This window comes from Streptomyces sp. NPDC047525 (genome assembly GCF_040643025.1).
In the GTDB taxonomy this organism is placed as follows: domain Bacteria; phylum Actinomycetota; class Actinomycetes; order Streptomycetales; family Streptomycetaceae; genus Streptomyces; species Streptomyces durmitorensis.
In genome coordinates this window covers 1-21,382 of sequence record NZ_JBEYTL010000037.1, presented here as the reverse complement: position 1 = coordinate 21,382, position 21,382 = coordinate 1, and the positions used below count along the sequence as shown (strand labels likewise).

Below are 21,382 nucleotides of genomic sequence, written 5' to 3'. Positions count from 1 at the left end.
TCATCCCATGATTCTATGATGGCCCCATGGCTAGTGAGGAAACCTCGACGATGACACCGGCACAGACGACACCGATACGTACCGACGCGGCGAACGGGGCAGCGGAGAAACAGCCCCCCACGCGCGCGTGGACGACGCGTCTGGTCATGGTCGGCATCGTCCTCGCCGCCCTCAACCTCCGCCCGGCCATCACCAGCCTCGGCTCCCTCCTCGAAGAGGTGCGCGACGGGCTCGGCATGAGCGGCACGCTCGCCGGTCTTCTCACCTCCGTCCCGCCGCTGTGCTTCGCGCTCTTCGGGGTCATGGCACCGCGGCTCGCCCGCCGGTTCGGCCCCAGCGCCGTGGTCTGCGCGGGCATGGTCGCGATCGCCACGGGCCTGGTGATCCGCCCCTTCCTGGGCGGCACCGCAGGCTTCCTCGCCGCGAGCGCGCTCGCCCTCATGGGCATCGCGGTCAGCAACGTCCTGATGCCGGTGATCGTCAAGCGCTGGTTCCCGGACCGGGTCGGCTCGATGACCGGGCTCTACTCGATGGCGCTCGCGCTCGGCACGTCGATGGCGGCCGCCATCACGGTGCCCATGACCGATGCCATGGGCGGCAGTTGGCAGTCCGGGCTCGCGGTGTGGGCGGCGCTCGCCGTCGTCGCCGTCGTGCCGTGGGTGCCGCTCGTGCGGGACAAGAGCGCGGCGTCCGCCGCCCCGGAGCACGTCAGCTCCACGGTGCGCAAGGAAGACGCCGGGCTGCGCATCACGCGTAGCCGTACGGCGTGGGCGCTGGCCTGCTTCTTCGGGCTCCAGGCCACCGCCGCGTACATCACGATGGGCTGGATGCCGCAGATCTTCCGTGACGCCGGGGTCCCGGCGGGGGAGGCCGGTGTGCTGCTCGCCGTCATCATGGCGATGGGCGTGCCGCTGGCCTTCGTCATCCCGCGGGTCGCCACCCGGCTGCCGAACCAGGGCCCCGTCGTGGTCGTGCTCGGCGCCTGCGGCCTCGCCGGGTACGCGGGTCTCTACTTCGCCCCCGAGGGCGGCGCCTGGGTGTGGGCCCTGCTGCTCGGCGTCTCCAACTGCGCGTTTCCGCTCGCCCTCACCATGGTCGGCATGCGGGCCAAGAGCAGCGTGGGCGTCGCCAAGCTCTCGGCCTTCGCGCAGAGCACCGGCTACCTGATCTCGATTCCGGGGCCGCTCCTGGTGGGCGTGCTCTACCAGCACAGCGGCGGCTGGGGGCTGCCGATCGCACTGATGGCGGGCCTGATGGTGCCGCAGATCGTGGTGGGCGTCCTGGCGGGCCGCAACCGCACGGTCGAGGACGAGGTCGCGGCGGCTGCCTGACGTCGGCGCCGGCCGCTCCCGGAGTGCGAGGGTGACCGCTCCTGGGGTGCGGGGGTGGCCGCTCCCGCAACCCGGGGGCGGCCTTCCGCAGCCTGAGGGCGGCCGTTCCGCAGCCTGGGGGGACCGTTCGCGGGACCCCGGCGGCGGCCCCTCGGACAAAGGGTGCGAGACTCACCCCATGCCAGTGCTCGACCCGAACCCCCAGAACGGCCAGAAGAAGCTGCTCATCGTGCTCGGCGCGATGCTGGCCATCACCGTGATCATCGGCGTCATCGCCTCCATCGCCTCGCCGTGAACTGCCCCCGGCCGGGCGGATGGTGGGGCTAGCACCACCATCCCCTAGGGGGCCAGTGTCAGGGTCAAGTGGGTGGATCACCGGATGTGCTGAGGGTCGCCGGATCCGTACCTTCGAGATGTGGCCGCGAGGACGCGGCACGGAGGACTCGAAGACCACGGAGGCGGCATGTCGGCCCGTTCGCACATCCTTCGCGACCCGGGAGCCCCCAAGGACTCTGCGAGCGTCGAGATCCAGCTTCCGTGGTGGGCGATCGCCCTTCCCGCCATCGCCTTCGCGGCCCTGCTCCTGCTGATACTGAACCCCGCCGACGCACACGCGGCGAGCGGTGAGCCGGTCGTCACGCACGTGCTCGAGCGCATCCAGGAGACGGTGTTCCGTACGACCTCGTGACCTGCCCCGGGTGGACGCCGTCACCCGTGCCGGGGGAGCACGCCAACTCCTTGCGCCCGCTGGCGCCTTTCATGCGAAGCTGGGACGCATGAGCGTCGCAGAACCCCGCAGGATTGTCCTTTTCCGGCATGCGAAGGCCGACTGGCCGCAGGTGTCCGACCACGAGCGCCCGCTCGCGGAGCGCGGCCGCAAGGATGCCCCCGTCGCCGGGCGCAAACTGGCCGACAGCGGCATCCCTTTCGACCTGGCCCTGTGTTCGACCGCCGCCAGGACCCGCGAGACATGGAAGCTCGCCGTCCATGAGCTGCCGCACAGGCCCAAGACCGTCTACGAGGACCGGCTGTACGAGGCCTCCCCGGGCGAGCTGATCGCCGTGCTCAACGAAACCCAGGACGACGTGCAGAACGTCGTGCTGATCGGCCACAACCCCGGAGTGCAGGGGCTCGCCGACATCCTCGCGGGCGACGCCGAGGGCGATGCCCGTACTCGGATGGACCGCCGCGGCTTCCCGACCTCGGCCTTCGCCGTCCTGACGTACTCCGGATCGTGGAAGGCCCTGGAGCCTGGGGTCGGCACGCTCGCCGACTACTGGGCGCCGTCCGAGTAGTCCCGATGCGCTTACGCCGATGGGCCCCGGAACCGCAGCGGTTCCAGGGCCCATCGGCGTACGGCGTGATGGGGGAGCGGCCCGACGTCAGTCGGTGTGCGTGTCCGCCGCCTCGACCTCTTCGCGGGTGACGCCGAGGAGGTAGAGCACGGTGTCGAGGAAGGGGACGTTCACCGCGGTGTGCGCGGCCTCGCGGACGACGGGCTTGGCGTTGAAGGCGACACCGAGACCGGCCGCGTTCAGCATGTCGAGGTCGTTGGCGCCGTCGCCGATCGCGACGGTCTGCTCCAGCGGGACCCCGGCCTCATCGGCGAAGCGGCGCAGCAGCCGGGCCTTGCCCGCGCGGTCCACGATCTCGCCGGTCACCTTGCCGGTGAGCTTGCCGTCGACGATCTCCAGGGTGTTGGCCTGGGCGAAGTCGAGGCCGAGACGTTCCTTCAGATCATCGGTGACCTGAGTGAATCCGCCCGATACGACGCCCACTTGGTAGCCGAGGCGCTTGAGCGTGCGGATGAGGGTGCGGGCGCCGGGGGTGAGGCGGACCTCGGAACGGACCTTGTCGACGACCGAGGCGTCGAGCCCGGCGAGCAGCTCCACGCGGGCGTGCAGCGACTGCTCGAAGTCCAGCTCTCCGGCCATCGCGGCGGCGGTCACCTCGGCGACCTTGTCCTCGCAGCCGGCGTGCGCCGCGAAGAGTTCGATCACCTCGTCCTGGATCAGGGTCGAGTCGACGTCCATCACGATGAGCCGCTGGGCGCGGCGGTGCAGGCCCGCGGCGACGACGGCGACGTCCACGCCGAGCCTCGCGGCCTCCAGGGCGAGGGCGGTGCGCAGCGGCTCGGTCTCCGTGCCGGAGACGGCGAACTCGACCGCGGTGACCGGGTACTTGGCGAGGCGGAAGATGCGGTCGATGTTGCCGCCGGTATCGGTGATGCGGGCGGCGATCGCGGCGGTCGACTCGGCGGTCAGGGGGTGGCCGAGCACGGTGACGTGGGAACGGCCGAGGCCACGGGGGCGGTTGTCACCGATGCCCGAGATGATCTCGGCCTGCATCCTCAGGGAATCGGCCCAGCTGTGCACGGTGGACCGCAGGTCGCCCTCCAGGCCGGCCGGCGGCGCGGTCACGAGCGCGCACAGCACTATGCGGCCACGGGTGACGACCTGCTCGATGTCGACCACGTCGACGGAGTAGGCGGCGAGGGTGTCGAAGAGGCCTGCGGTGATTCCGGGGCGGTCCTTGCCGAAGATCTTGACGAGGAGCGTGGGGACGTCGGCGGGCTGCGGGGGCTGCGAAGCGCTCATGGTGATCCCACCGTATCCGGCGGTGCGGCTCGGCCGCCGGGGTGGTCCGCGTGCCGGACACGGCGTGGGCTGGGACGAGTCTTTGACCGCCGCCAGGCGGGCGTCTCTGACGGCCACGGCCTTCCCCGCCGACCCGCCCGCTTGCCCTGCGGTGGTCCTCTCCCGCCGGCCTACGCGTTTGCCCTGCGGTGGTTCTTCTCCCGCCCACCTGCCCGCTTGCCCTGCGGCGGTTCTTCTCCCACCCACCTGCCCGTTTGCCCCGCAGCTGTCTTTCTCCCACCCACCTGCCCGTTTGCCCCGCAGCTGTCTTTCTCCCACCCACCCACCCGTTTGCCCCGCAGCTGTCTTTCCCCCGCCCGCCCACGCGTTGCCCCTGTGGTGTTCTTCTCCCACCTGCCCGCTTGCCCTGCGGTGGTCTTTCTCCCGCCCGCCCGCCTGTTTGCCCTGCGGTGGTTCTTCTCCCGCCCGCCCATCCGTTTGCCCTGCGGCGCTCTTTCCCCCGCCCACCCTTTACCCAGCGACGCCCACCCCCCCCCATCCACCGCGGGGTGCTCGGGTGGGTGGGCGGGAAAGGATCCGCCGCGAAGCGGCGGCACAGGCACTCCCCGCCCCCGGAAGGGGAACGCCCCCCAGCCGCCCCGACCGCCTTGCCCCGGAGGGTGTGGCGGCGCGGCGGCGCGGCTGCAAACAGGCACACCCCGCCCCCCCGGAAGGGGAACGCGGCCCTACCGCCCCCTGCCCCCCGGAGGGCCCTGCCCCGGCGGGGGCGGCGGAGGAGGCGGTGGGGGAGGCCAGTCGCCGTCGCCCGAGGAGCGAGGCCGCGGCTTCGGCTTCGGCCTCGGCTGCGGGGGAGGAGTGACCGGTCCCACCACCGTCGGCGCCCCGGAGACATCACGCGGCGGCCGGAGGTACGGGTTGGTGTCAGGGTTCGCGGGCCGGTAGGGATCGCCGGGGCTGTACGGCCCCGGAACGGGAGCCCGCGCCCCACCCGCCGCCGCCATCCCAGCAGGCGGCGCCACCCCAGGCGCCCCCTCGCCAAGGGCAAGCGGCGCGACCCGGCCCCCCGCGGCCCCACTCGCCACCGCGAGCAACGCCCCCACCGCCCCCGCACCGGCACCCCACGCCGCACCCAGCAGGAACGCCATCCCCAGCTGACCGTGCAGCTCGATCCCCGCCCCGAACGCGTCGAAGCCGAGCACCGAGAGCGAGGCGTCCGCGGACACCCCCGTCAGCCACACCATCAACGGCAGCGCGAGCGCGGTCACCGCACCGAGCCGCACCGCACACTGCCCCGCGAACTTCAGGGCACCCGTCCGGCCACGTAAGTAGGGAGTGCGGACAGCGGTGAGCACCCCGGCGAACAGGATCATCAGCGCCGCCGCGACGCCGAGGAGCCAGACCCGGCTGTCGAGTTCCGCGAGCCGCCCCAGCGTCACCGCCTCGTTCCCCGAGCCGCCCGACCCCGTCAGGAGGTCGTCCAGCGGATCCGGGAGCAGCTTCGCCAGCTCACCCGTCGCCTCGCCGTCCCACGGCACGAAGAGCCCGATCGGCACCCCGAGCCACACCCCGTTCGGCGCCCCGAGCAGCGCGGCCCCCGCGATGCGCTTGGGATGGGCGTCGCCGATCATCGCGTACAGCGCCGCAGCGAGCCCGGCGAGCACCGCCACGAGCGCCACCGCGACAAGACCGGAGGCGGCGGGCCGCACCACGCGGTGCACGGCGTCCCACCCCCGCGGCAGCGGCGTACGGCGTGAGGCGAGCAGCGCGATCAACAGGACGCCGACGACCCACACCGCGCCCCCGAGCAGCGTCGGACCCGTGTCCACGGTGAAGCCGACCGCCGCCTTCGCCTGTGCGAGGTCGCCGAGCCGGTCGGGCAGCAGGCCGCCGACGTCACCGAGCCCGTCGGGGAGTTTGTCCGTGATGTCGTCCGGGAGCTGGTCGATTCCCTCGCCGATGCCCTTGTCGATCCCCAGCTGGCCGCCGTCGATCGTGATGATGTCGTGACCCGCCCATGCCAGCCCGCCGAGCATCGCCACAAAGAGGACGATCACGGCGCCCGCGCGCGCGGCCAGTTCGGCGGGCGAGATCACAACTCCCGCCGCACGCAAGGAACGTAGGAAGAAATACGCCAGCAGTACCGCCCCCGCGAGCCCGACGCCCAGCGGCGCGATGTCGATGGCGGTGGTCGCCTCGGCCCCTTCGAGTCCGAACGCCGAGACGTCACCGGACGGGGTGACCGAGCCGCCCGCGCCGAGCGCCACCACAGCCGCCGTCATCGGCCCCAGTGACCCCACCGCGTCCGCGCCGAGCAGATGCAGGCCGAGCGCGGCCGTGCCGGCCATGCCGACAAGAGCCCAGCTCACGGCGGCGATCGCGGAGAGCAGCACATCGCCCCACCGCACGCCCCGGCCTTCGGCCCGTTTCCCGCCGGTCTCCATGAGGACCCCCCGACTTCCGCCGCGTCGCCCTATTCATACGGGATGTGCGCAATGCGCATGATCCGTATGCACTCGTGGGCGGTTACTACTCTCCGGGGCGGTTTCTGCCCCGTCAACGGGGCGGTCACGGAGGCCCGTACGCAGTCTTCACAAGGCCCGACTTTCGGTCAGAGGCCTCCGCCTGAAATAGTTCCTCCCGATGTTCGACATCCCTAGACTCCCCATATGGGGGCTAGCTCGGGGGACAACTCAGTGGGGCTGGAGTGCCGGAACTCGTACTGGAATTGAATGGAAGGACCTGGACGCTCGATCCGTCCAGGTCGTACACCCTCGGACGTGATCCGCAGGGAGATCTCGCGCTTGACGACGCCAGGGTGTCCTGGCGTCACGCCACGATCAGCTGGAGCGGCCGCAGTTGGGTCATCGAGGACCACGGCAGCACCAACGGCACCTTTGTGCAGGGCCAGCGGATCCACCAGATGGAAATCGGCCCCGGCTCGGCCGTGAACCTCGGCAACGCGACCGACGGTCCGCGGCTGAATGTGTCCGGCAGCGCGGCGGGTGCCGCCGCCGTGTCCGCGCCGCAGCAGGCCGCTCAGCAGGCACCGGCCCAGCAGGCGCCGCAACACCAGGCACCGCAGCACCACGCGCAGCAGCAGGGCGGACCCGGCTGGGCCGCCCAGGCACCCCAGCAGCAGGCGCCGCAGCACCAGGCGCCGCAGCAGATGCCCCAGCAGCAGGGCTGGCCGCAGCCTCAGCAGCAGGCGCATCACCAGCAGCCTCAGCAGCCGCAGGTCCCGCAGCAGCAGGGCCCGGGTGCGGGTTCCGGCGGTGTCGCGGGGGCCCCGCCGGTCTACGGAGACCGCAGCCCGACGACGTTCCACCAGCTCTCGCTCGGCCGCAAGATGCGCATCGGCCGTGCCCTGGAGAACGAACTGGTCGTCTCCGACCTCCAGGTCTCACGGCACCACGCCGAGTTCACGGCCACCCCGGACGGCCGCTTCGAGATCCACGACCTCGGCTCGCACAACGGCACGTACATCAACGGTCAGCCGATCGCGAAGTCGGGCACGGCCCTCATCGGCCCGAACGACATCGTCAGCGTCGGTCACTCGACGTTCCGGCTCGTCGGCGACCGGCTCGAGGAGTTCGTCGACACCGGTGAGGTCTCCTTCTCCGCCCGCCACCTGACGGTGACGGTCGACGGCGGCAAGGACATCCTCAAGGACGTCTCCTTCGGCGTCCCGGAGAAGTCGCTCATCGCGGTCATCGGCCCCTCGGGCTCCGGAAAGTCCACCCTGCTCAAGGCGCTCACCGGCTACCGGCCCGCCAACAAGGGTGACGTCCTCTACGACAACCGGAACCTCTACAAGCAGTTCGCCGAGCTGCGCCAGCGCATCGGTCTGGTCCCGCAGGACGACATCCTGCACAAGGAACTGACCGTCAAGAAGGCCCTCAAGTACGCCGCCAAGCTGCGCTTCCCCTCGGACACCAGCGAGCAGGAGCGCGAGCAGCGCATCGACGAGGTCCTGCGCGAGCTCAAGCTGGACATCCACAAGGAGAAGAAGGTCACCTCCCTCTCCGGTGGCCAGCGCAAGCGTGTGTCGGTGGCCCTCGAGCTGCTCACCAAGCCGTCGCTGATCTTCCTGGACGAGCCGACCTCCGGCCTCGACCCGGGCATGGACCGCGACGTCATGCAGCTCCTGCGCGGCCTCGCCGACGACGGCCGTACGGTCCTGGTCGTCACGCACTCGGTCGCCGAGCTGGCGATCTGCGACAAGCTCCTGGTGATGGCGCCGGGCGGCTCGGTCGCGTACTTCGGTCCGCCGGAGGAAGCGCTCAACTTCTTCGGCTACCAGACGTGGGCGGACGTCTTCTCGGCGTTCGAGAACTACCGCGACTACGACTGGGCGGGCCGCTGGAAGGGCTCGCAGCACTACCAGATGTACGCCGCCGACATCGACGCCGTGGCCGCGCAGTCCGTCCACATGCCGCCGGCGCAGGCGATCAGGCCGCCCAAGCCGCAGGGCTGGGGCTCCCAGCTGTGGACCCTGATCCGCCGCTACACCTCGGTGATCGCCTCCGACAAGGGCTTCCTGGGCCTGATGGTGATCCTGCCCGCGGTCCTCGGCATCGTCAGCGTCGTCATCCCGGCCGACTTCGGGCTCGGCCCGCCCAAGCCGCCGTCGAAGTTCAACGGCGACGCGGGCACGATCATGCTGATCCTCGCGGTCGGCATGTGCTTCTCGGGCGCGGCCAACTCCGTACGTGAGCTGATCAAGGAACGGGTCATCTACGAACGGGAGCGGGCCACCGGCCTTTCCCGTTCGGCGTACCTGATGTCCAAGGTCATCGTCCTCGGCGTGATCACAGCCTTCCAGGGCGTCATCATCTGCGGCATCGGCTTCGCGACCCGCGACATGCCGGAAGAGGGCCTGATCATGCCCCCGGCCGTCGAGATCTGCCTGGTCATCATCGCCCTGGGCTTCACCTCGATGATGTTCGGCCTGGTCATCTCCTCGCTGGTGAAGACCTCCGAGAAGACCATGCCGCTCCTGGTGATGTTCGCGATCGTCCAGGTCGTCTTCACCGGCGTGCTCTTCCAGGTCTACGGCTCGCCCGGCCTTGAGCAGTTCGCCTGGCTGATGCCCTCGCGCTGGGCCATCGCCGGCGCCGGCGCCACGCTGGACCTGGCGCACCTCATGCCGCCGTGGGACCCGAAGAAGCCGGGCGACCTCGACCCGCTGTGGGAGCACTCGGCAGGACAGTGGGGCATGAACATCACGATCCTGCTCGCGATCGGCGTCATCTGCGGCTTCGCGGTCGCGCGACTGCTGCGCCGCCACGAGCCGGAGGTCATGCGCAAGTAATCACGTCCGCCCACGGACACGGGCAGACGAACGGGCAGACGAGAAGGGCGGCACCCCGGTGGGGTGCCGCCCTTCGGCGTCTGACGAGCCTCGGCGAAGAGGTCCGTTGATCAGGAGATCAGGCTCAGTAGGCGCCGTTCACGTTGTCCATCGAGCCGTACCTGTCGGCCGCGTAGTTGGCCGCGGCCGTGATGTTGGCGACCGGGTCGTAGATGTTCGTGGACGTGCCCTCGACGTGGTACGCGTTGAACGTGGGCTGGATGACCTGGAGCAGGCCGACCGACGGGGTGCCGTTGATGGCGTTGATGTCCCAGCCGTTCTTGGCGTTCGGGTCGCCCGCGGACTCACGGATGATGTTGCGGTGCAGGCCCTCGTAGGAGCCGGGGATGCCCTTGGCCTTCATGATGTCCAGGGACTGGCGGATCCAGCCGTCGAGGTTGTTGGCGTAGACCGGCTTGCGCGCGGCGGCACGGCTCGCGGCTTCCTTGGCCTTGCGCTCGTCCTCGGCCTTCTTCTTGGCCGCGGCCTCCTCGTCGGCCCGCTTCTTCGCTGCGGCGTCGGCCTCGGCCTTCGCCTTCGCGGCGGCGGCGTCCTTCGCCTGCTTGTCGGCGGTGTTCTGCTGCTTGATGACACCGGCGTGGACGGCCTGCTGGGCGTCGACGTTCTGCTTGAAGGCCACCGGGGCGGCTTCGAGGCTCTGCGTCTGCGTTCCTGCATCGGCGCTGCCCGGCACGAGGGAGAACGCGAGGGCGGCGGCGCCGAGCGTGGCGACACCGGCGATCGAGAACTTCTGGGTCTTGGTCGGCGCGGGGCGACTATGACCAGGGGTGCTGTGCTTGGACATGGCTGATGGACCTCTTCGAATCGCGGAGGTCGCTCTGGCCGGCGGGGGACATTTGCTTCTCCGGCACAAACGCCGCGGTGCGAGACCGCGGCGCCGAGCGACGGGAGCAATTCTTAGCGGGCGCAAAATTCTGTGGCAAAGCAGTGACGTACGAAGCCGGGTAGTGGATCAGGGGGTGCGGCGTACGCTTTGACGGCATTGCGCTCCCTGCGGATAAAGGGATATCTCATCCACTAGGGGACTTCGTACGTGACGTGGGTCCTATGCGCGGGCTCACATCGACCACGTAACAACCTCACCAACAGTTGCCGCTGCAATTCTCTGCGTGAGGAAACTCCTCCGGAAGGAGGAGATGCACGTCGCCGAACTCGTGCCACAGGTAGAGACGGCGTACCGCCTCGGCATAACCCCGGTCCACGGCGGCCCGGCCCGCGACCGCCTCCAGCATCAGCAGATGCGAGGCCTGCGGCTCGTGCAGACCCGTGAGCAGCCCGTCCACCACGCGCACGCCCCGCTCGGGCGTTACTACGAGCTCCGTACGGCCCGCTGCGGCCCGGACCACCCCGTCGGGCCCCGTGGCGGACTCGACGGCGCGCACGGCCGTCGTACCCACCGCGATGACCCGCCCGCCGCCCGCCCTCGCGGCATTGACCAGCCGCGCTGATGTCTCCGGCACCTCGAAGAGCTCGGGATACGGCGGCTCGTGCGCCTCGGGCGAGGCCACCCCCGTATGCAGGACGACCGGCGCGAACTGCACACCCCGGCTCACCAGGCGTGCCACGAGGCCCGCGGTGAAGGGCCGCGCCGCGCTCGGCATCTCCGCGCTGCCCGTCCCGTCGGCCGACGGCAGCGCGAACACGGTCTGGTGGGCGGAGAGCGGCTGGTCCCTCTCCGTATAGGCGTAGCGGATGGGACGCCCGTGCCGCCGCAGCAGCGAGGGCACATCGGCCGGCACCCTGGCCCACCACAACCGCCCGCTCCCCGGGGCCAGCGGCTCGTCGAGGACAAGGCGTACGTCCCCGGGGAGCCGCACGACTGAATTCGCGGGCCCGCCCGCGCGCGCCCGCGTGGTGCCCCGGCCGTCCGGATCCCGCAACTCGACGGCCCACCGTCCGTCGTCGCCCCGGGTCGAGAAATGGACCACCACGCGCGCGTGCCCGACGGTTCCGTCGACCGCTGCGGGCAGTGTCCGTGAGGTGTTCACGATCAGCAGGTCCCCGGCCCGCAGCAGCTCGGGCAGGTCGGCGAACGCGTGATGCGAGACCTCTGTCCCGCGCGACACGAGCAGCCGCACCGCGTCCCTGCCGAGCCCCTGCCCCCGTTGCTCGGCGGGCACACGGGCCGACAGCTCATCGGGCACCCGCACGGCCAGAGTCATCGCGCGTCCAGAAGAGCCAGAAGAGAGGGAGCGGCGTAGCGACCGCTCGGCGGGCGCTCGTCGAGCAGCCGCAGGAAGGAGGGCACCACCGTCTCGGGCGACGGGCGGCCCGAGGCGTCTTCGTCGTCCGGAACGGCAGCTTCGTAGAGATCGGTCCGCATGTCACCGGGATCGACCGCCCACACCCTGATCCCCGGCTCCTCCACGGCAAGGACCGCCGACAGATGATCGAGAGCGGCCTTGGACGCTCCGTACCCGCCCCACGTCTCGTACGCCTCGACGGCCGCGTCGGAGCTGACGTCGACCACCGCCCCCGCCCCCGAGGCCCGCAGCAAGGGCAGCGCCTCCTGGATCAGCCCCAGAGCCGCCACCACATTGGTCTCCAGTGCCTGCCGCAGCCCGTCGAGCGTGAGCTCCTCAAGGCGCACGAGAGGCTCCGCACCCAGCGCGCTCGCGTTGTTCACCAGCAGATCGAGACCGCCCAGCTTGTGCGCGGCGGCCACCAGATCCGCCCGGTGCCCGGCATCGGTGACATCCCCCGCGACGGCCTCCACGCGCGTGCCGCGCCCCGACAGGTCCCGTGCGGACTCATCGAGCGCGGCGGCCGTTCTCGCGTCGAGCACCAGATCCCAGCCCCGCTCGGCGAGCGCCGCCCCCAGCGCACGCCCCAGTCCCTTCGAAGCCCCCGTGATGATCGCTACCGGCATGACATCCGTCCCCTCGGGTCGCCCTGGCAGCCGCTTCTCCAGCGGATGACCCCACGGTAGGAACGGACCCGTCCCCGGCGCCTCGTGCGCGGGCCGCAACGGCCCAGGGTCCTTCGGCCTACGCCCACGGCCCTAGGCTCTGGCCGCCACAGGTCCGATACGCACTGTCACACCCCGCCGGTACGGTGAGGCCATGAGTCAAGGTCACCGGTCCGGCCTGAACGCGGTGAGCTCCGCGCTTCTCGCCATGAGCAGACAGCTGGAGGTGCGCGACGTCCTCAAGACGATCGTCGCCTCGGCCCGCGAACTGCTCGACGCGGAGTATGCGGCGCTCGGTGTCCCGGACGATCACGGAGGGTTCGCCCAGTTCGTCGTCGACGGCGTCAGCGACGAGCAGTGGCGTGCCATCGGCCCGCTGCCCCGTCAGCACGGCATCCTCGCCGCGATGCTGCACAAGGCCGAGCCCGAGCGCCTCGCGGACGTGCGCACGGACCCGCGCTTCGAGGGCTGGCCGTCCGCCCACCCGGACATGTCCGACTTCCTGGGCCTCCCGATCCGGTACGGCGACGAGACGCTCGGCGCGCTCTTCCTCGCCAACAAGCTGCGATCTTCTGGGGGGCGACCCCCAGACCCCCGAAGGCCCGCAAAGCCGGACGGCGGTTGCGGCTTCACGGCCGAGGACGAGGAGCTTCTCTCGCTCCTCGCCCAGCACGCCGCGATCGCCCTCACGAACGCCCGGCTCTACGAACGCAGCCGCGAGCTGACCATCGCCGAGGAGCGCTCACGCCTCGCCCATGAACTGCACGACGCGGTCAGCCAGAAGCTGTTCTCGCTGCGCCTGACGGCCCAGGCCGCCGCGGCCCTGGTGGACCGCGACCCCTCGCGCGCCAAGGGCGAACTGCAGCAGGTGGCCGTGCTCGCGGCCGAGGCCGCCGACGAACTGCGCGCCGCCGTCGTGGAGTTGCGCCCCGCGGCCCTGGACGAGGACGGCCTGGTCGCCACCTTGCGCACGCACACGCAGGTCCTGGACCGCGCGCACTCGGCCGAAGTCACCTTCGAGAGCGGCGGCATCCGCGCCCTGCCGGCATCCCAGGAGGAGGCGATGCTGCGGGTCGCCCAGGAGGCCCTGCACAATGCCTTGCGCCACTCCGGCGCGGAACGCGTCTGCGTGACCCTGGTGCGTCAAGGAGCGGGAGCCGTGCTGCGCGTCACCGACGACGGCAGCGGCTTCGACCCGCGCGCGATCCGCCGCGCGGGGCGGCACTTGGGCCTGGTCTCCATGCGGGACCGGGCCGGCGGGGTCGGCGGACGGCTGACCGTGGAATCGGAGCCCGGAAAGGGCACGACGATCGAGATGGAGGTTCCCGGTGGCTGACGCTGTGTTCAATCCGAAGACAGGGATCCGGGTACTGCTGGTCGACGACCACCAGGTGGTCCGCCGCGGTCTGCGTACGTTCCTCGAGGTGCAGGACGACATCGAGGTCGTGGGCGAGGCGTCGGACGGCGCCGAAGGGGTCGAGCAGGCCGAGAAGTTGAAACCGGACGTCGTCCTCATGGACGTCAAGATGCCGGGCATGGACGGCGTCGAGGCGCTGCGCAAACTCCGCGAACTGGCCAACCCCGCGCGCGTGCTCATCGTCACCAGCTTCACCGAGCAGCGCACGGTCGTCCCGGCCCTGCGCGCGGGCGCCGCCGGGTATGTCTACAAGGACGTCGACCCGGAGGCCCTGGCGGGCGCCATCCGCTCCGTGCACGCGGGCCATGTGCTGCTCCAGCCCGAGGTGGCGGGAGCGCTGCTGTCCCAGGAGGAGGCCAACACCGGGCAGGGGAGAGGCGGTTCGCTCACCGAGCGGGAGCGCGAGGTCCTGGGGCTCATCGCCGACGGCCGCTCGAACCGCGAGATCGCGCGTGCTCTCGTGCTCTCCGAGAAGACCGTCAAGACCCACGTCTCGAACATCCTGATGAAGCTGGACCTCGCCGACCGCACCCAGGCCGCCCTGTGGGCCGTACGACATGGTGTGACCGGCTGATCCACGCTCCGGCGCACACCGTCAACCGGCAGAACGGAACGTCGTGTTCCGGGCTGAGATTCATACCGTCGTGTGGATGTCCCTCGTTTGGCGCAACCTGTGAGCCGCCCGGCCGTTCTCCAGTGCGTGCTGCGGCGGCTGGCCGCAGCGATCGCAAGGAGGGTCCAGAAGTGAAGAACCTGAAGAAGGCCGCTGCTGTCACGATGGTGGCGGGTGGCCTCGTCGTCGCCGGTGCCGGTCTCGCCTCCGCCACGGGCGGCGCGCACGCGGACGGCAAGGCCGTGAAGTCGCCGGGCGTCGGCTCGGGCAACCTCGTCCAGGCGCCGGTGCACATCCCCGTGAACGCCGTGGGCAACACCGTGTCGGTCATCGGTGCCCTCAACCCGGCCTTCGCGAACAACGGCCTCAACACCTGAGGCACGCCCCAGGCGCAGCAGTGACTACCGGCCTCCCGGGTGCTTCCCCGGGGGGCCGGTCTGCGGTGTGCCCCCGTGCCCCGTAAGGGGCGCGGGGAACCGCGCGCCGAGCCACGGCGCTCCCGCAGCCGGACAAAGTCCCCCGCCGCGCAGCGGCAGCCGCCGGGCAACCCCGGGACCGCTCAGGCCCCCTCCGAGGGCTATCGCTCCCGCTCCTCCACGTAAGCGTTGTAGGCGGCCACCTGAGCCCGCCGAGCCGTCCGTTCGACCGGACGCAGCGCCGCCCCCCGCGCAGCCATCTCCGAGGCGCTCACGGCCCCGCCATGGCCGTTCTCGAACGCCACCGAGACCAGCAGGCCGACCCGCTGGGCCAGCTCCAACACCCGTACCGCACGCGGCGGGTATCCCGGCGCGAGAGCCTCCCGCCCCCGCTCGGCCCGCGCCCGGTACGCGTCCACCGCCGCTTCGGCCACCGGACCCGAGCCCGCGACATCGAGCTTCGAGAGCACCTCCGTCGCCTCCCGCAGCGCCTCGGCGAGCTCACGCTCCGCCTCGCCCAGCGAGGGCACATCGGCGGGCGGCGCCTCCCGTACCGGCAGGCAGTGCCAGAGGACCTCCACGTGCACATCACCGGCGGGCCCCGCCTCGGACACCTCGGGCACGAGACCGTACGGCGCCCCGTAGGCGACGACGGCCTCCTCCGCCTCAAGCGCCCGCGCGTTGAAGGCGGGCGGCCCGCTCAGGCCGAGCGGATGGCCCGGCGCGGGCAGCGCGAGCCGCAGCCCGGTCACCCCCAGCGTGCGCAATCGTCCGAGGGCGAGCGTGAGACCGACGGGACCCGACTCGCCGGGGAGACCTTCGACCCGGTGCACGGCGTCGTCGCCGACCATCGCGAGCACCGCGTCGTCCGGCGAGACAAGTCCGGCAAGAAGGGCATTTCCCCATGCTGCCAAGCGTCCTGAGCGTGGTTCCGAGAGCATGCGTACAGCCTAAGGACCGGGCTAAGGGCTGGAGCGCTCGGCCGGTGGCGTAGGTTTTCTCCCAGGGGACTGCGTCCACAGACGCAAGCGACAGCCGAGACTGCAATGGGAGACAACGCGCTCATGAGCGATGTACTGGAGCTGGAGGACGTATCCGTGGTCCGCGAGGGCCGGGCTCTGGTGGACCAGGTCTCCTGGTCGGTCAAGGAGGGTGAGCGATGGGTCATCCTCGGGCCGAACGGCGCGGGCAAGACCACCCTTCTGAACGTCGCGTCCAGCTACCTCTACCCGAGCACCGGCACCGCCACCATCCTCGGCGAGACCCTCGGCAAGCCCGGCACGGACGTCTTCGAGCTCCGCCCGCGCATCGGCGTCGCCGGTATCGCGATGGCCGAGAAGCTGCCCAAGGGCCAGACCGTGCTCCAGACGGTGCTCACGGCCGCGTACGGCATGACGGCCGGCTGGCACGAGGACTACGAGGACGTCGACGAGCAGCGCGCCCGCGCCTTCCTCGACCGCCTCGGCATGACCGACTACCTGGACCGCAAGTTCGGCACCCTCTCCGAGGGCGAGCGCAAGCGCACCCTGATCGCGCGCGCCCTGATGACGGACCCCGAGCTGCTCCTCCTCGACGAGCCCGCCGCGGGCCTCGACCTCGGCGGCCGCGAAGACCTCGTACGCCGCCTCGGCCGCCTCGCCCGCGACCCGATCGCCCCCTCGATGATCATGGTCACGCACCACGTCGAGGAGATCGCCCCCGGCTTCACCCACGTCCTGATGATCCGCCAGGGCAAGATCATGGCCGCGGGCCCGCTGGAGCTCGAACTGACCTCCCGCAACCTCTCCCTCTGCTTCGGACTGCCCCTGGTGGTCGAGGAGCGGGGCGAGCGCTGGAGCGCACAGGGTCTCCCGCTCGGCTGACACCGGCGCGAACGGCCGGGCCCGCTCCGGCCGATAGATCACGTGCCCTGTGCGGGAAGGTCCCGCGGTCCTACCATGACCATGTGGACATCGACGCATGGGTGTGGTGGCTGATCGGCGCCGCCGCGCTCGGAATCCCGCTCGTACTGACCGCGATGCCGGAGTTCGGCATGCTCTCCGTGGGCGCCGTCGCGGGCGCCGTGACCGCGGGCCTCGGCGGCGGCACCGTACTCCAAGTCATCGTCTTCGCCGCGGTGTCGGTCGCGCTCATCGCGGTCGTACGCCCCGTGGCGGCGCGCCAGCGCTCCCAACGGCCCGAACTGGCCACGGGAGTGGACGCGTTGAAGGGCAGGACAGCCGTCGTCCTGGAACGGGTCGACGCCTCAGGAGGCCGGATCAAGCTCGCCGGCGAGATCTGGTCGGCCCGCTCGCTCGACACCTCGCAGAGCTACGAGGCGGGACGCGAGGTGGATGTCGTCGAGATCGACGGAGCGACCGCCGTCGTCATGTGACGGCCGTCGTCAGGTGAATGCACCACGGGGTGTGCGACGGTCTGACAGACTCGACCAGCAAGATCTTCACGGGGGCGGGTTCAGGCTCCGCGGATCTTTGGGGAACACCGAGCAAGAGGGGTACGGGGAACAACGATGCAACCAATCATCATCGTCCTGATCATTCTGGTGGTGCTGGTCTTCATCGCCCTGATCAAGACGATCCAGGTGATCCCGCAGGCCAGCGCGGCGATCGTCGAGCGCTTCGGCCGCTACACACGCACGCTGAACGCGGGCCTGAACATCGTCGTCCCGTTCATCGACTCGATCCGCAACCGCATCGACCTCCGTGAACAGGTCGTCCCGTTCCCGCCCCAGCCGGTGATCACCCAGGACAACCTCGTGGTGAACATCGACACCGTCATCTACTACCAGGTGACCGACGCCCGCGCCGCGACGTACGAAGTCGCCAGCTACATCCAGGCGATCGAGCAGCTCACGGTCACCACCCTCCGCAACATCATCGGTGGCATGGACCTCGAGCGGACCCTGACGTCCCGCGAGGAGATCAACGCCGCGCTGCGCGGCGTCCTCGACGAGGCCACCGGCAAGTGGGGCATCCGCGTCAACCGCGTCGAGCTCAAGGCGATCGAGCCGCCGACCTCCATCCAGGACTCGATGGAGAAGCAGATGCGCGCCGACCGCGACAAGCGCGCCGCGATCCTCCAGGCCGAAGGTGTCCGGCAGTCGGAGATCCTGCGCGCCGAAGGTGAGAAGCAGTCCGCGATCCTGCGCGCCGAAGGTGAGGCCAAGGCCGCGGCCCTGCGCGCCGAGGGCGAGGCCCAGGCGATCCGCACGGTCTTCGAGTCCATCCACGCGGGCGACCCGGACCAGAAGCTCCTCTCCTACCAGTACCTCCAGATGCTCCCGAAGATCGCCGAGGGCGACGCGAACAAGCTCTGGATCGTGCCCAGCGAGATCGGCGACGCCCTCAAGGGCCTCGGTGGCGCGCTCGGCAACTTCAACCCCATGGGCGGCGGCTCTGGCGGCGCCCCCAAGGAGCGCCGCGAACAACCGCCGATCGACTGAGAGCCCCGAAGGGGCGCGGGGAACTGCACGCTCAGCCAAGAACAACCCGCACGCGCCTACGCGGCAGACGTCGCCAGCCAACCCGGCAGCGTCGCCAACCCGTCCCGGCCGAGCGCCAGCAACATCGCATCCGCGGGAGTCGGCTCAAAGGGCTGCCGCAACAACGGCATCCCGGCCTCCTCGGGGGTGCGGTCCGCCTTGCGGTGATTGTCCGTCGCGCACGAAGCGACCGTGTTCAGCCAGGAGTCCCTGCCGCCCTGCGCCCGCGGCACCACATGGTCCACGGTCGTCGCCCGCCTCCCGCAGTACGCGCACCGGTGCTGGTCCCTCACGAGAACACCGCGCCGTGACCACGGAGCCTGTCTTCGGAACGGCACCCGTACATACCTGGAGAGCCTGATCACCCGCGGCACCGGTATCTCGACCGCCGCCGCGCGCACACGGAGTCCGGGGTGGGCCTGCTCCACGACGGCCTTGTCCGTCAGGACCAGCACGACGGCACGGTTCAGCGTCACCGTCGACAGCGGCTCGAAGCTCGCGTTCAGCACCAGCGTGTCCCGCATTTCGCCCACCTCCCGTATGCACACCGACCCACCCCCTGGCGGGCTGGGATCAACTCTGGCCGGGCACGCCGAGATGGACAACGCAATAAAAAATGCCCGCCCCTGATCACTTCCATGACCAGGGGCGGGCAAACGTTCGGTGAACGCTCAGCTACCGGCGGGAGCCGCGTACTCGGCGAGCACCTGCGCGCGTCCGAGCGTGTGGAACCGGAGGTTGAATCCGATGACGGCGGGCGAAGCGTCCGAGTCCGGCCCGAGCTTCTCCTGGTCCACCGCGTACACGGTGAACACATAACGGTGCGCCGGGTCGCCGGGCGGCGGCGCCGCGCCCCCGAACTCCTTCGTCCCGTAGTCGTTGCGCACCTGCACCGCACCCTCGGGCAGTCCCTCGAACTTGCCGCTGCCCGCACCGGTGGGCAGCTCGGTCACCGACACCGGGATGTCGATGACGGACCAGTGCCAGAACCCGCTGCCCGTGGGAGCGTCCGGGTCGAAGCACGTCACGGCGAAGCTCTTGGTCTCCGGCGGGAAGCCCTCCCACCGCAGGTGCGGCGAGGTGTTCCCGGCCGCATGGACCTGAGCGTCCTTAAGGACCGCCCCCGGCTCGAAGTCCTCGCTCACGACCGTGAACGACGCCACGGGCGGATGGAAGTCATGGGGAAGCGGCGGCCTCTTGAGCTCGGTCACGTCGGCACCTCCTGGTTGGTTCCTGATCGGCGGTAGCTCTGCAGCTCTTCCGTACCGAGCCTAGAACCAGTTGCGCTTGCTGCCGACCTGGGACAGCCACTCGTTGAGGTACGCCGCCCAGTCCGTGCCCTGGAAGTCGTTCAGGCCGACCTTGAACGACCGGAACGAGTCGCTGCCCTCGCTGAAGAGACCGGGCTTCTTGTCCATCTCCAGGATGACGTCCATCTCGCGGTCGTCGGCCACGAAGCTCAACTCGACCTGGTTCAGGCCGCGGTACTGCTGCGGCGGGAAGAACTCGATCTCCTGGTAGAACGGCAGCTTCTGGCGCGTGCCGCGGATGTGCCCGCGCTCCATGTCGGCGCTCTTGAAGCGGAAGCCCAGCTGGATGAAGGCGTCCAGGATGGCCTGCTGCGCCGGCAGCGGGTGCACGTTGACCGGGTCCAGGTCGCCGGAGTCCACGGCCCGCGCGATCTCGAGCTCGGTGGTCACACCGATGTTCATCCCGCGCAGCTGCTGCCCGTCGATGGAGGTGACCGGCGTCTCCCAGGGGATCTCGAGGCCGAACGGCACCGCGTGCACCTGGCCCGCCTGGAGCGTGAAGGCCCCACCGAGGCGCAGCTTCGTGAACTCGATGTCCTGCTTCGTCTCCTGGTCGTTGCCCTCGACCTCGACCCGCGCCTGCAGACCGACGGAAAGACCCTCGATCTCTTGGTCCACGGATCCGCCCTGGATCCGCACCTCACCCTGGACGACACCACCGGGTACGACATTGACCTCGGTCAGCACCGTCTCCACCGAGGCACCGCCGGCACCCAGGCTCGCAAGCAGCTTCTTGAACCCCATGACTCTCCTCCCCCAGGCCCCGCCTGTGGTTCGACTCGACTCGACTTGAATCCTTGATCCATACAAACGCGGTGAACCCACGTCCGGTTCCGCGTCCTCACCCTGGCAATCGGTACGGCCGGTGACCACCCACCCGTACAGACCGTCTCCATTAGGCTCGGACGCCATGATCGAGGCCCTTGACCGTACGCCCCTCACACGTGACTTCTTCGAGCGCCCTGTCCTCGACGTGGCCCCGGATCTACTGGGCCGCGTTCTCGTCCGCACCTCACCGGACGGTCCGATCGAGCTGCGCCTGACAGAGGTGGAGGCGTACGCGGGCGAGGCCGATCCGGGTTCACATGCCTATCGCGGCCCCACCGCCCGCAACAGCGTGATGTTCGGTCCGCCCGGACACGCGTACGTCTACTTCACCTACGGCATGTGGCACTGCCTCAACGTCGTGTGCGGCCCGGAGGGCAAGGCGAGCGGAGTCCTGCTCAGGGCCGGGGAGATCACGACCGGTGCCGAGATCGCCCGCAAGCGTCGACTCTCGGCCCGCAACGACAGGGAACTGGCCAAGGGCCCGGCGCGCCTGGCCACAGCCCTTGACGTGGACCGAAGCCTGAACGGCGCCGACCTCTGCGCGGGCCAGGACGCTCCTCTCACCCTCCTTGCGGGCACCCCCGTCCACCCCGACCAGGTCAGCAACGGCCCCCGCACGGGAGTCGGCGGCGACGGAGCCGTCCACCCCTGGCGCTTCTGGACCCCCAACGACCCGACGGTGAGCCCTTATCGGGCCCATACGCCCCGACGCCGCTCAACTTGACGCGGCCCATGGCGGACCGTAATGTGGCCCGAGCCGCTTGACCCGGGTACGGCAATCTGCCAGCAGCCGGAAGCGGCCAACCACTACCTACAACTTCCCCTCAGCGGGGGCGAATTTGGCGTGCTCGCATGCCTGAATTCGAACTCGCGGAACTCGATTATGAGTTGCCGAGGGAATCCGCTAACGTAGTGAACACGCCGAAAGGCAAAGGCCCTCCAACGGCCACCGGAAATGAAATCCGAACCGGAAACGGAACGGAAAACGGATCTGGTAAGGTTGGAAACACGAAATACCGAAGGGAAGCGCCCGGAGGAAAGCCCGAGAGGGTGAGTACAAAGGAAGCGTCCGTTCCTTGAGAACTCAACAGCGTGCCAAAAGTCAACGCC

At 70.2% G+C, this 21,382-nt stretch carries 22 protein-coding genes; 12 read left to right on the top strand and 10 right to left on the bottom strand.

Going from position 1 to position 21,382, the window contains the following annotated elements; translation table 11 throughout:
- The first annotated feature begins 26 nt into the window (after positions 1-26).
- The 4 genes from ABZ833_RS44950 (at position 27) to ABZ833_RS44935 (ending at position 2,626) form a co-directional block, all read left to right on the top strand.
- Positions 27-1,331 carry a CynX/NimT family MFS transporter gene (locus ABZ833_RS44950; RefSeq protein ID WP_361059713.1) on the top strand — a complete coding sequence of 435 codons (1,305 nt, stop codon included), beginning with the start codon at positions 27-29 and terminating at the stop codon, positions 1,329-1,331.
- A 178-nt stretch (positions 1,332-1,509) separates the two neighbouring features.
- Positions 1,510-1,626, top strand: coding sequence for an SGM_5486 family transporter-associated protein (locus ABZ833_RS44945; RefSeq protein WP_268770442.1), 117 nt, complete (start codon positions 1,510-1,512; stop codon positions 1,624-1,626).
- Between the two features lie 168 nt (positions 1,627-1,794).
- Positions 1,795-2,019: a hypothetical protein gene (locus ABZ833_RS44940; RefSeq protein WP_361059710.1), complete on the top strand. Its 225-nt coding sequence runs from the start codon at positions 1,795-1,797 to the stop codon at positions 2,017-2,019.
- 88 nt (positions 2,020-2,107) lie between these two features.
- Positions 2,108-2,626 carry a histidine phosphatase family protein gene (locus ABZ833_RS44935; RefSeq protein WP_361059707.1) on the top strand — a complete coding sequence of 173 codons (519 nt, stop codon included), beginning with the start codon at positions 2,108-2,110 and terminating at the stop codon, positions 2,624-2,626.
- Between the two features lie 87 nt (positions 2,627-2,713).
- Here ABZ833_RS44935 and serB read toward each other — a convergent pair whose 3' ends face one another.
- Positions 2,714-3,928, bottom strand: a complete 1,215-nt coding sequence (serB, locus tag ABZ833_RS44930) for a phosphoserine phosphatase SerB (protein ID WP_361059705.1) — start codon at positions 3,926-3,928, stop codon at positions 2,714-2,716.
- Between the two features lie 725 nt (positions 3,929-4,653).
- Complete coding sequence (locus ABZ833_RS44925; protein ID WP_361059702.1) at positions 4,654-6,369, bottom strand: streptophobe family protein; 1,716 nt, start codon at positions 6,367-6,369, stop codon at positions 4,654-4,656.
- 263 nt (positions 6,370-6,632) lie between these two features.
- On the opposite strand from ABZ833_RS44925, the gene ABZ833_RS44920 reads away from it, so the two are divergent.
- Entirely contained in the window at positions 6,633-9,239 is a 2,607-nt protein-coding gene (locus ABZ833_RS44920) for an FHA domain-containing protein (protein WP_361059699.1), read from the top strand.
- A gap of 124 nt (positions 9,240-9,363) precedes the next feature.
- Here the strand turns inward: ABZ833_RS44920 and ABZ833_RS44915 are convergent, their stop codons facing one another.
- From ABZ833_RS44915 to ABZ833_RS44905, 3 genes are all read right to left on the bottom strand, one after another.
- On the bottom strand, positions 9,364-10,083 hold the full coding sequence (locus ABZ833_RS44915) for a transglycosylase SLT domain-containing protein (protein WP_361059696.1): 720 nt from the start codon (positions 10,081-10,083) through the stop codon (positions 9,364-9,366).
- Between the two features lie 295 nt (positions 10,084-10,378).
- On the bottom strand, positions 10,379-11,461 hold the full coding sequence (locus tag ABZ833_RS44910) for an S-adenosylmethionine:tRNA ribosyltransferase-isomerase (RefSeq protein ID WP_361059694.1): 1,083 nt from the start codon (positions 11,459-11,461) through the stop codon (positions 10,379-10,381).
- The gene (locus ABZ833_RS44905; RefSeq protein ID WP_361059692.1) at positions 11,458-12,168 is read right to left on the bottom strand and encodes an SDR family oxidoreductase; all 711 of its coding nucleotides are present in this window, start codon (positions 12,166-12,168) and stop codon (positions 11,458-11,460) included. Before ABZ833_RS44905 ends, ABZ833_RS44910 begins: the two co-directional genes overlap by 4 nt.
- 193 nt (positions 12,169-12,361) lie before the next feature.
- Between ABZ833_RS44905 and ABZ833_RS44900 the strand changes: the two genes are divergently transcribed.
- The 3 genes from ABZ833_RS44900 (at position 12,362) to ABZ833_RS44890 (ending at position 14,614) form a co-directional block, all read left to right on the top strand.
- Positions 12,362-13,543: a GAF domain-containing sensor histidine kinase gene (locus tag ABZ833_RS44900; RefSeq protein ID WP_361059689.1), complete on the top strand. Its 1,182-nt coding sequence runs from the start codon at positions 12,362-12,364 to the stop codon at positions 13,541-13,543.
- Complete coding sequence (locus ABZ833_RS44895; RefSeq protein WP_361059686.1) at positions 13,536-14,198, top strand: response regulator transcription factor; 663 nt, start codon at positions 13,536-13,538, stop codon at positions 14,196-14,198. Before ABZ833_RS44900 ends, ABZ833_RS44895 begins: the two co-directional genes overlap by 8 nt.
- A 170-nt stretch (positions 14,199-14,368) precedes the next feature.
- The gene (locus tag ABZ833_RS44890; RefSeq protein ID WP_249590764.1) at positions 14,369-14,614 is read left to right on the top strand and encodes a chaplin; all 246 of its coding nucleotides are present in this window, start codon (positions 14,369-14,371) and stop codon (positions 14,612-14,614) included.
- 200 nt (positions 14,615-14,814) lie between these two features.
- Here ABZ833_RS44890 and ABZ833_RS44885 read toward each other — a convergent pair whose 3' ends face one another.
- Positions 14,815-15,594 carry a hypothetical protein gene (locus ABZ833_RS44885; RefSeq protein WP_361059683.1) on the bottom strand — a complete coding sequence of 260 codons (780 nt, stop codon included), beginning with the start codon at positions 15,592-15,594 and terminating at the stop codon, positions 14,815-14,817.
- A 123-nt stretch (positions 15,595-15,717) separates the two neighbouring features.
- Between ABZ833_RS44885 and ABZ833_RS44880 the strand changes: the two genes are divergently transcribed.
- The 3 genes from ABZ833_RS44880 (at position 15,718) to ABZ833_RS44870 (ending at position 18,095) form a co-directional block, all read left to right on the top strand.
- The gene (locus ABZ833_RS44880) at positions 15,718-16,515 is read left to right on the top strand and encodes an ABC transporter ATP-binding protein (RefSeq protein WP_249590766.1); all 798 of its coding nucleotides are present in this window, start codon (positions 15,718-15,720) and stop codon (positions 16,513-16,515) included.
- A gap of 83 nt (positions 16,516-16,598) precedes the next feature.
- The gene (locus tag ABZ833_RS44875) at positions 16,599-17,027 is read left to right on the top strand and encodes an NfeD family protein (protein WP_361059680.1); all 429 of its coding nucleotides are present in this window, start codon (positions 16,599-16,601) and stop codon (positions 17,025-17,027) included.
- A gap of 135 nt (positions 17,028-17,162) precedes the next feature.
- Positions 17,163-18,095, top strand: coding sequence for an SPFH domain-containing protein (locus ABZ833_RS44870; protein WP_249590768.1), 933 nt, complete (start codon positions 17,163-17,165; stop codon positions 18,093-18,095).
- Positions 18,096-18,151: 56 nt separating this feature from the next.
- Here the strand turns inward: ABZ833_RS44870 and ABZ833_RS44865 are convergent, their stop codons facing one another.
- The 3 genes from ABZ833_RS44865 to ABZ833_RS44855 form a co-directional block, all read right to left on the bottom strand.
- A complete protein-coding gene (locus ABZ833_RS44865; RefSeq protein ID WP_361059677.1) occupies positions 18,152-18,658 on the bottom strand; it encodes an HNH endonuclease in 507 nt (168 codons plus the stop codon).
- A gap of 147 nt (positions 18,659-18,805) precedes the next feature.
- The gene (locus ABZ833_RS44860) at positions 18,806-19,345 is read right to left on the bottom strand and encodes a YbhB/YbcL family Raf kinase inhibitor-like protein (RefSeq protein ID WP_249590770.1); all 540 of its coding nucleotides are present in this window, start codon (positions 19,343-19,345) and stop codon (positions 18,806-18,808) included.
- A gap of 60 nt (positions 19,346-19,405) precedes the next feature.
- Positions 19,406-20,188, bottom strand: coding sequence for a sporulation protein (locus ABZ833_RS44855; RefSeq protein WP_361059673.1), 783 nt, complete (start codon positions 20,186-20,188; stop codon positions 19,406-19,408).
- 166 nt (positions 20,189-20,354) lie between these two features.
- Between ABZ833_RS44855 and ABZ833_RS44850 the strand changes: the two genes are divergently transcribed.
- Complete coding sequence (locus tag ABZ833_RS44850) at positions 20,355-20,996, top strand: DNA-3-methyladenine glycosylase (RefSeq protein WP_361059670.1); 642 nt, start codon at positions 20,355-20,357, stop codon at positions 20,994-20,996.
- A 157-nt stretch (positions 20,997-21,153) separates the two neighbouring features.
- Here ABZ833_RS44850 and ABZ833_RS44845 read toward each other — a convergent pair.
- A partial coding sequence (locus ABZ833_RS44845; protein WP_361059667.1) for a hypothetical protein occupies positions 21,154-21,382 on the bottom strand: 229 nt, incomplete at its 5' end.

What these genes read in the sequence shown, in the direction of transcription:
- ABZ833_RS44950 (WP_361059713.1), top strand. Translation starts at nt 27, where the DNA reads ATGGCTAGTGAGGAAACCTCGACGATGACACCGGCACAGACGACACCG.
- ABZ833_RS44945 (WP_268770442.1), top strand. Translation starts at nt 1,510, where the DNA reads ATGCCAGTGCTCGACCCGAACCCCCAGAACGGCCAGAAGAAGCTGCTC.
- ABZ833_RS44940 (WP_361059710.1), top strand. Translation starts at nt 1,795, where the DNA reads ATGTCGGCCCGTTCGCACATCCTTCGCGACCCGGGAGCCCCCAAGGAC.
- ABZ833_RS44935 (WP_361059707.1), top strand. Translation starts at nt 2,108, where the DNA reads ATGAGCGTCGCAGAACCCCGCAGGATTGTCCTTTTCCGGCATGCGAAG.
- serB (WP_361059705.1), bottom strand. Translation starts at nt 3,928, where the DNA reads ATGAGCGCTTCGCAGCCCCCGCAGCCCGCCGACGTCCCCACGCTCCTC.
- ABZ833_RS44925 (WP_361059702.1), bottom strand. Translation starts at nt 6,369, where the DNA reads ATGGAGACCGGCGGGAAACGGGCCGAAGGCCGGGGCGTGCGGTGGGGC.
- ABZ833_RS44915 (WP_361059696.1), bottom strand. Translation starts at nt 10,083, where the DNA reads ATGTCCAAGCACAGCACCCCTGGTCATAGTCGCCCCGCGCCGACCAAG.
- ABZ833_RS44910 (WP_361059694.1), bottom strand. Translation starts at nt 11,461, where the DNA reads ATGACTCTGGCCGTGCGGGTGCCCGATGAGCTGTCGGCCCGTGTGCCC.
- ABZ833_RS44905 (WP_361059692.1), bottom strand. Translation starts at nt 12,168, where the DNA reads ATGCCGGTAGCGATCATCACGGGGGCTTCGAAGGGACTGGGGCGTGCG.
- ABZ833_RS44900 (WP_361059689.1), top strand. Translation starts at nt 12,362, where the DNA reads ATGAGTCAAGGTCACCGGTCCGGCCTGAACGCGGTGAGCTCCGCGCTT.
- ABZ833_RS44885 (WP_361059683.1), bottom strand. Translation starts at nt 15,594, where the DNA reads ATGCTCTCGGAACCACGCTCAGGACGCTTGGCAGCATGGGGAAATGCC.
- ABZ833_RS44880 (WP_249590766.1), top strand. Translation starts at nt 15,718, where the DNA reads ATGAGCGATGTACTGGAGCTGGAGGACGTATCCGTGGTCCGCGAGGGC.
- ABZ833_RS44870 (WP_249590768.1), top strand. Translation starts at nt 17,163, where the DNA reads ATGCAACCAATCATCATCGTCCTGATCATTCTGGTGGTGCTGGTCTTC.
- ABZ833_RS44865 (WP_361059677.1), bottom strand. Translation starts at nt 18,658, where the DNA reads ATGCGGGACACGCTGGTGCTGAACGCGAGCTTCGAGCCGCTGTCGACG.
- ABZ833_RS44855 (WP_361059673.1), bottom strand. Translation starts at nt 20,188, where the DNA reads ATGGGGTTCAAGAAGCTGCTTGCGAGCCTGGGTGCCGGCGGTGCCTCG.
- ABZ833_RS44850 (WP_361059670.1), top strand. Translation starts at nt 20,355, where the DNA reads ATGATCGAGGCCCTTGACCGTACGCCCCTCACACGTGACTTCTTCGAG.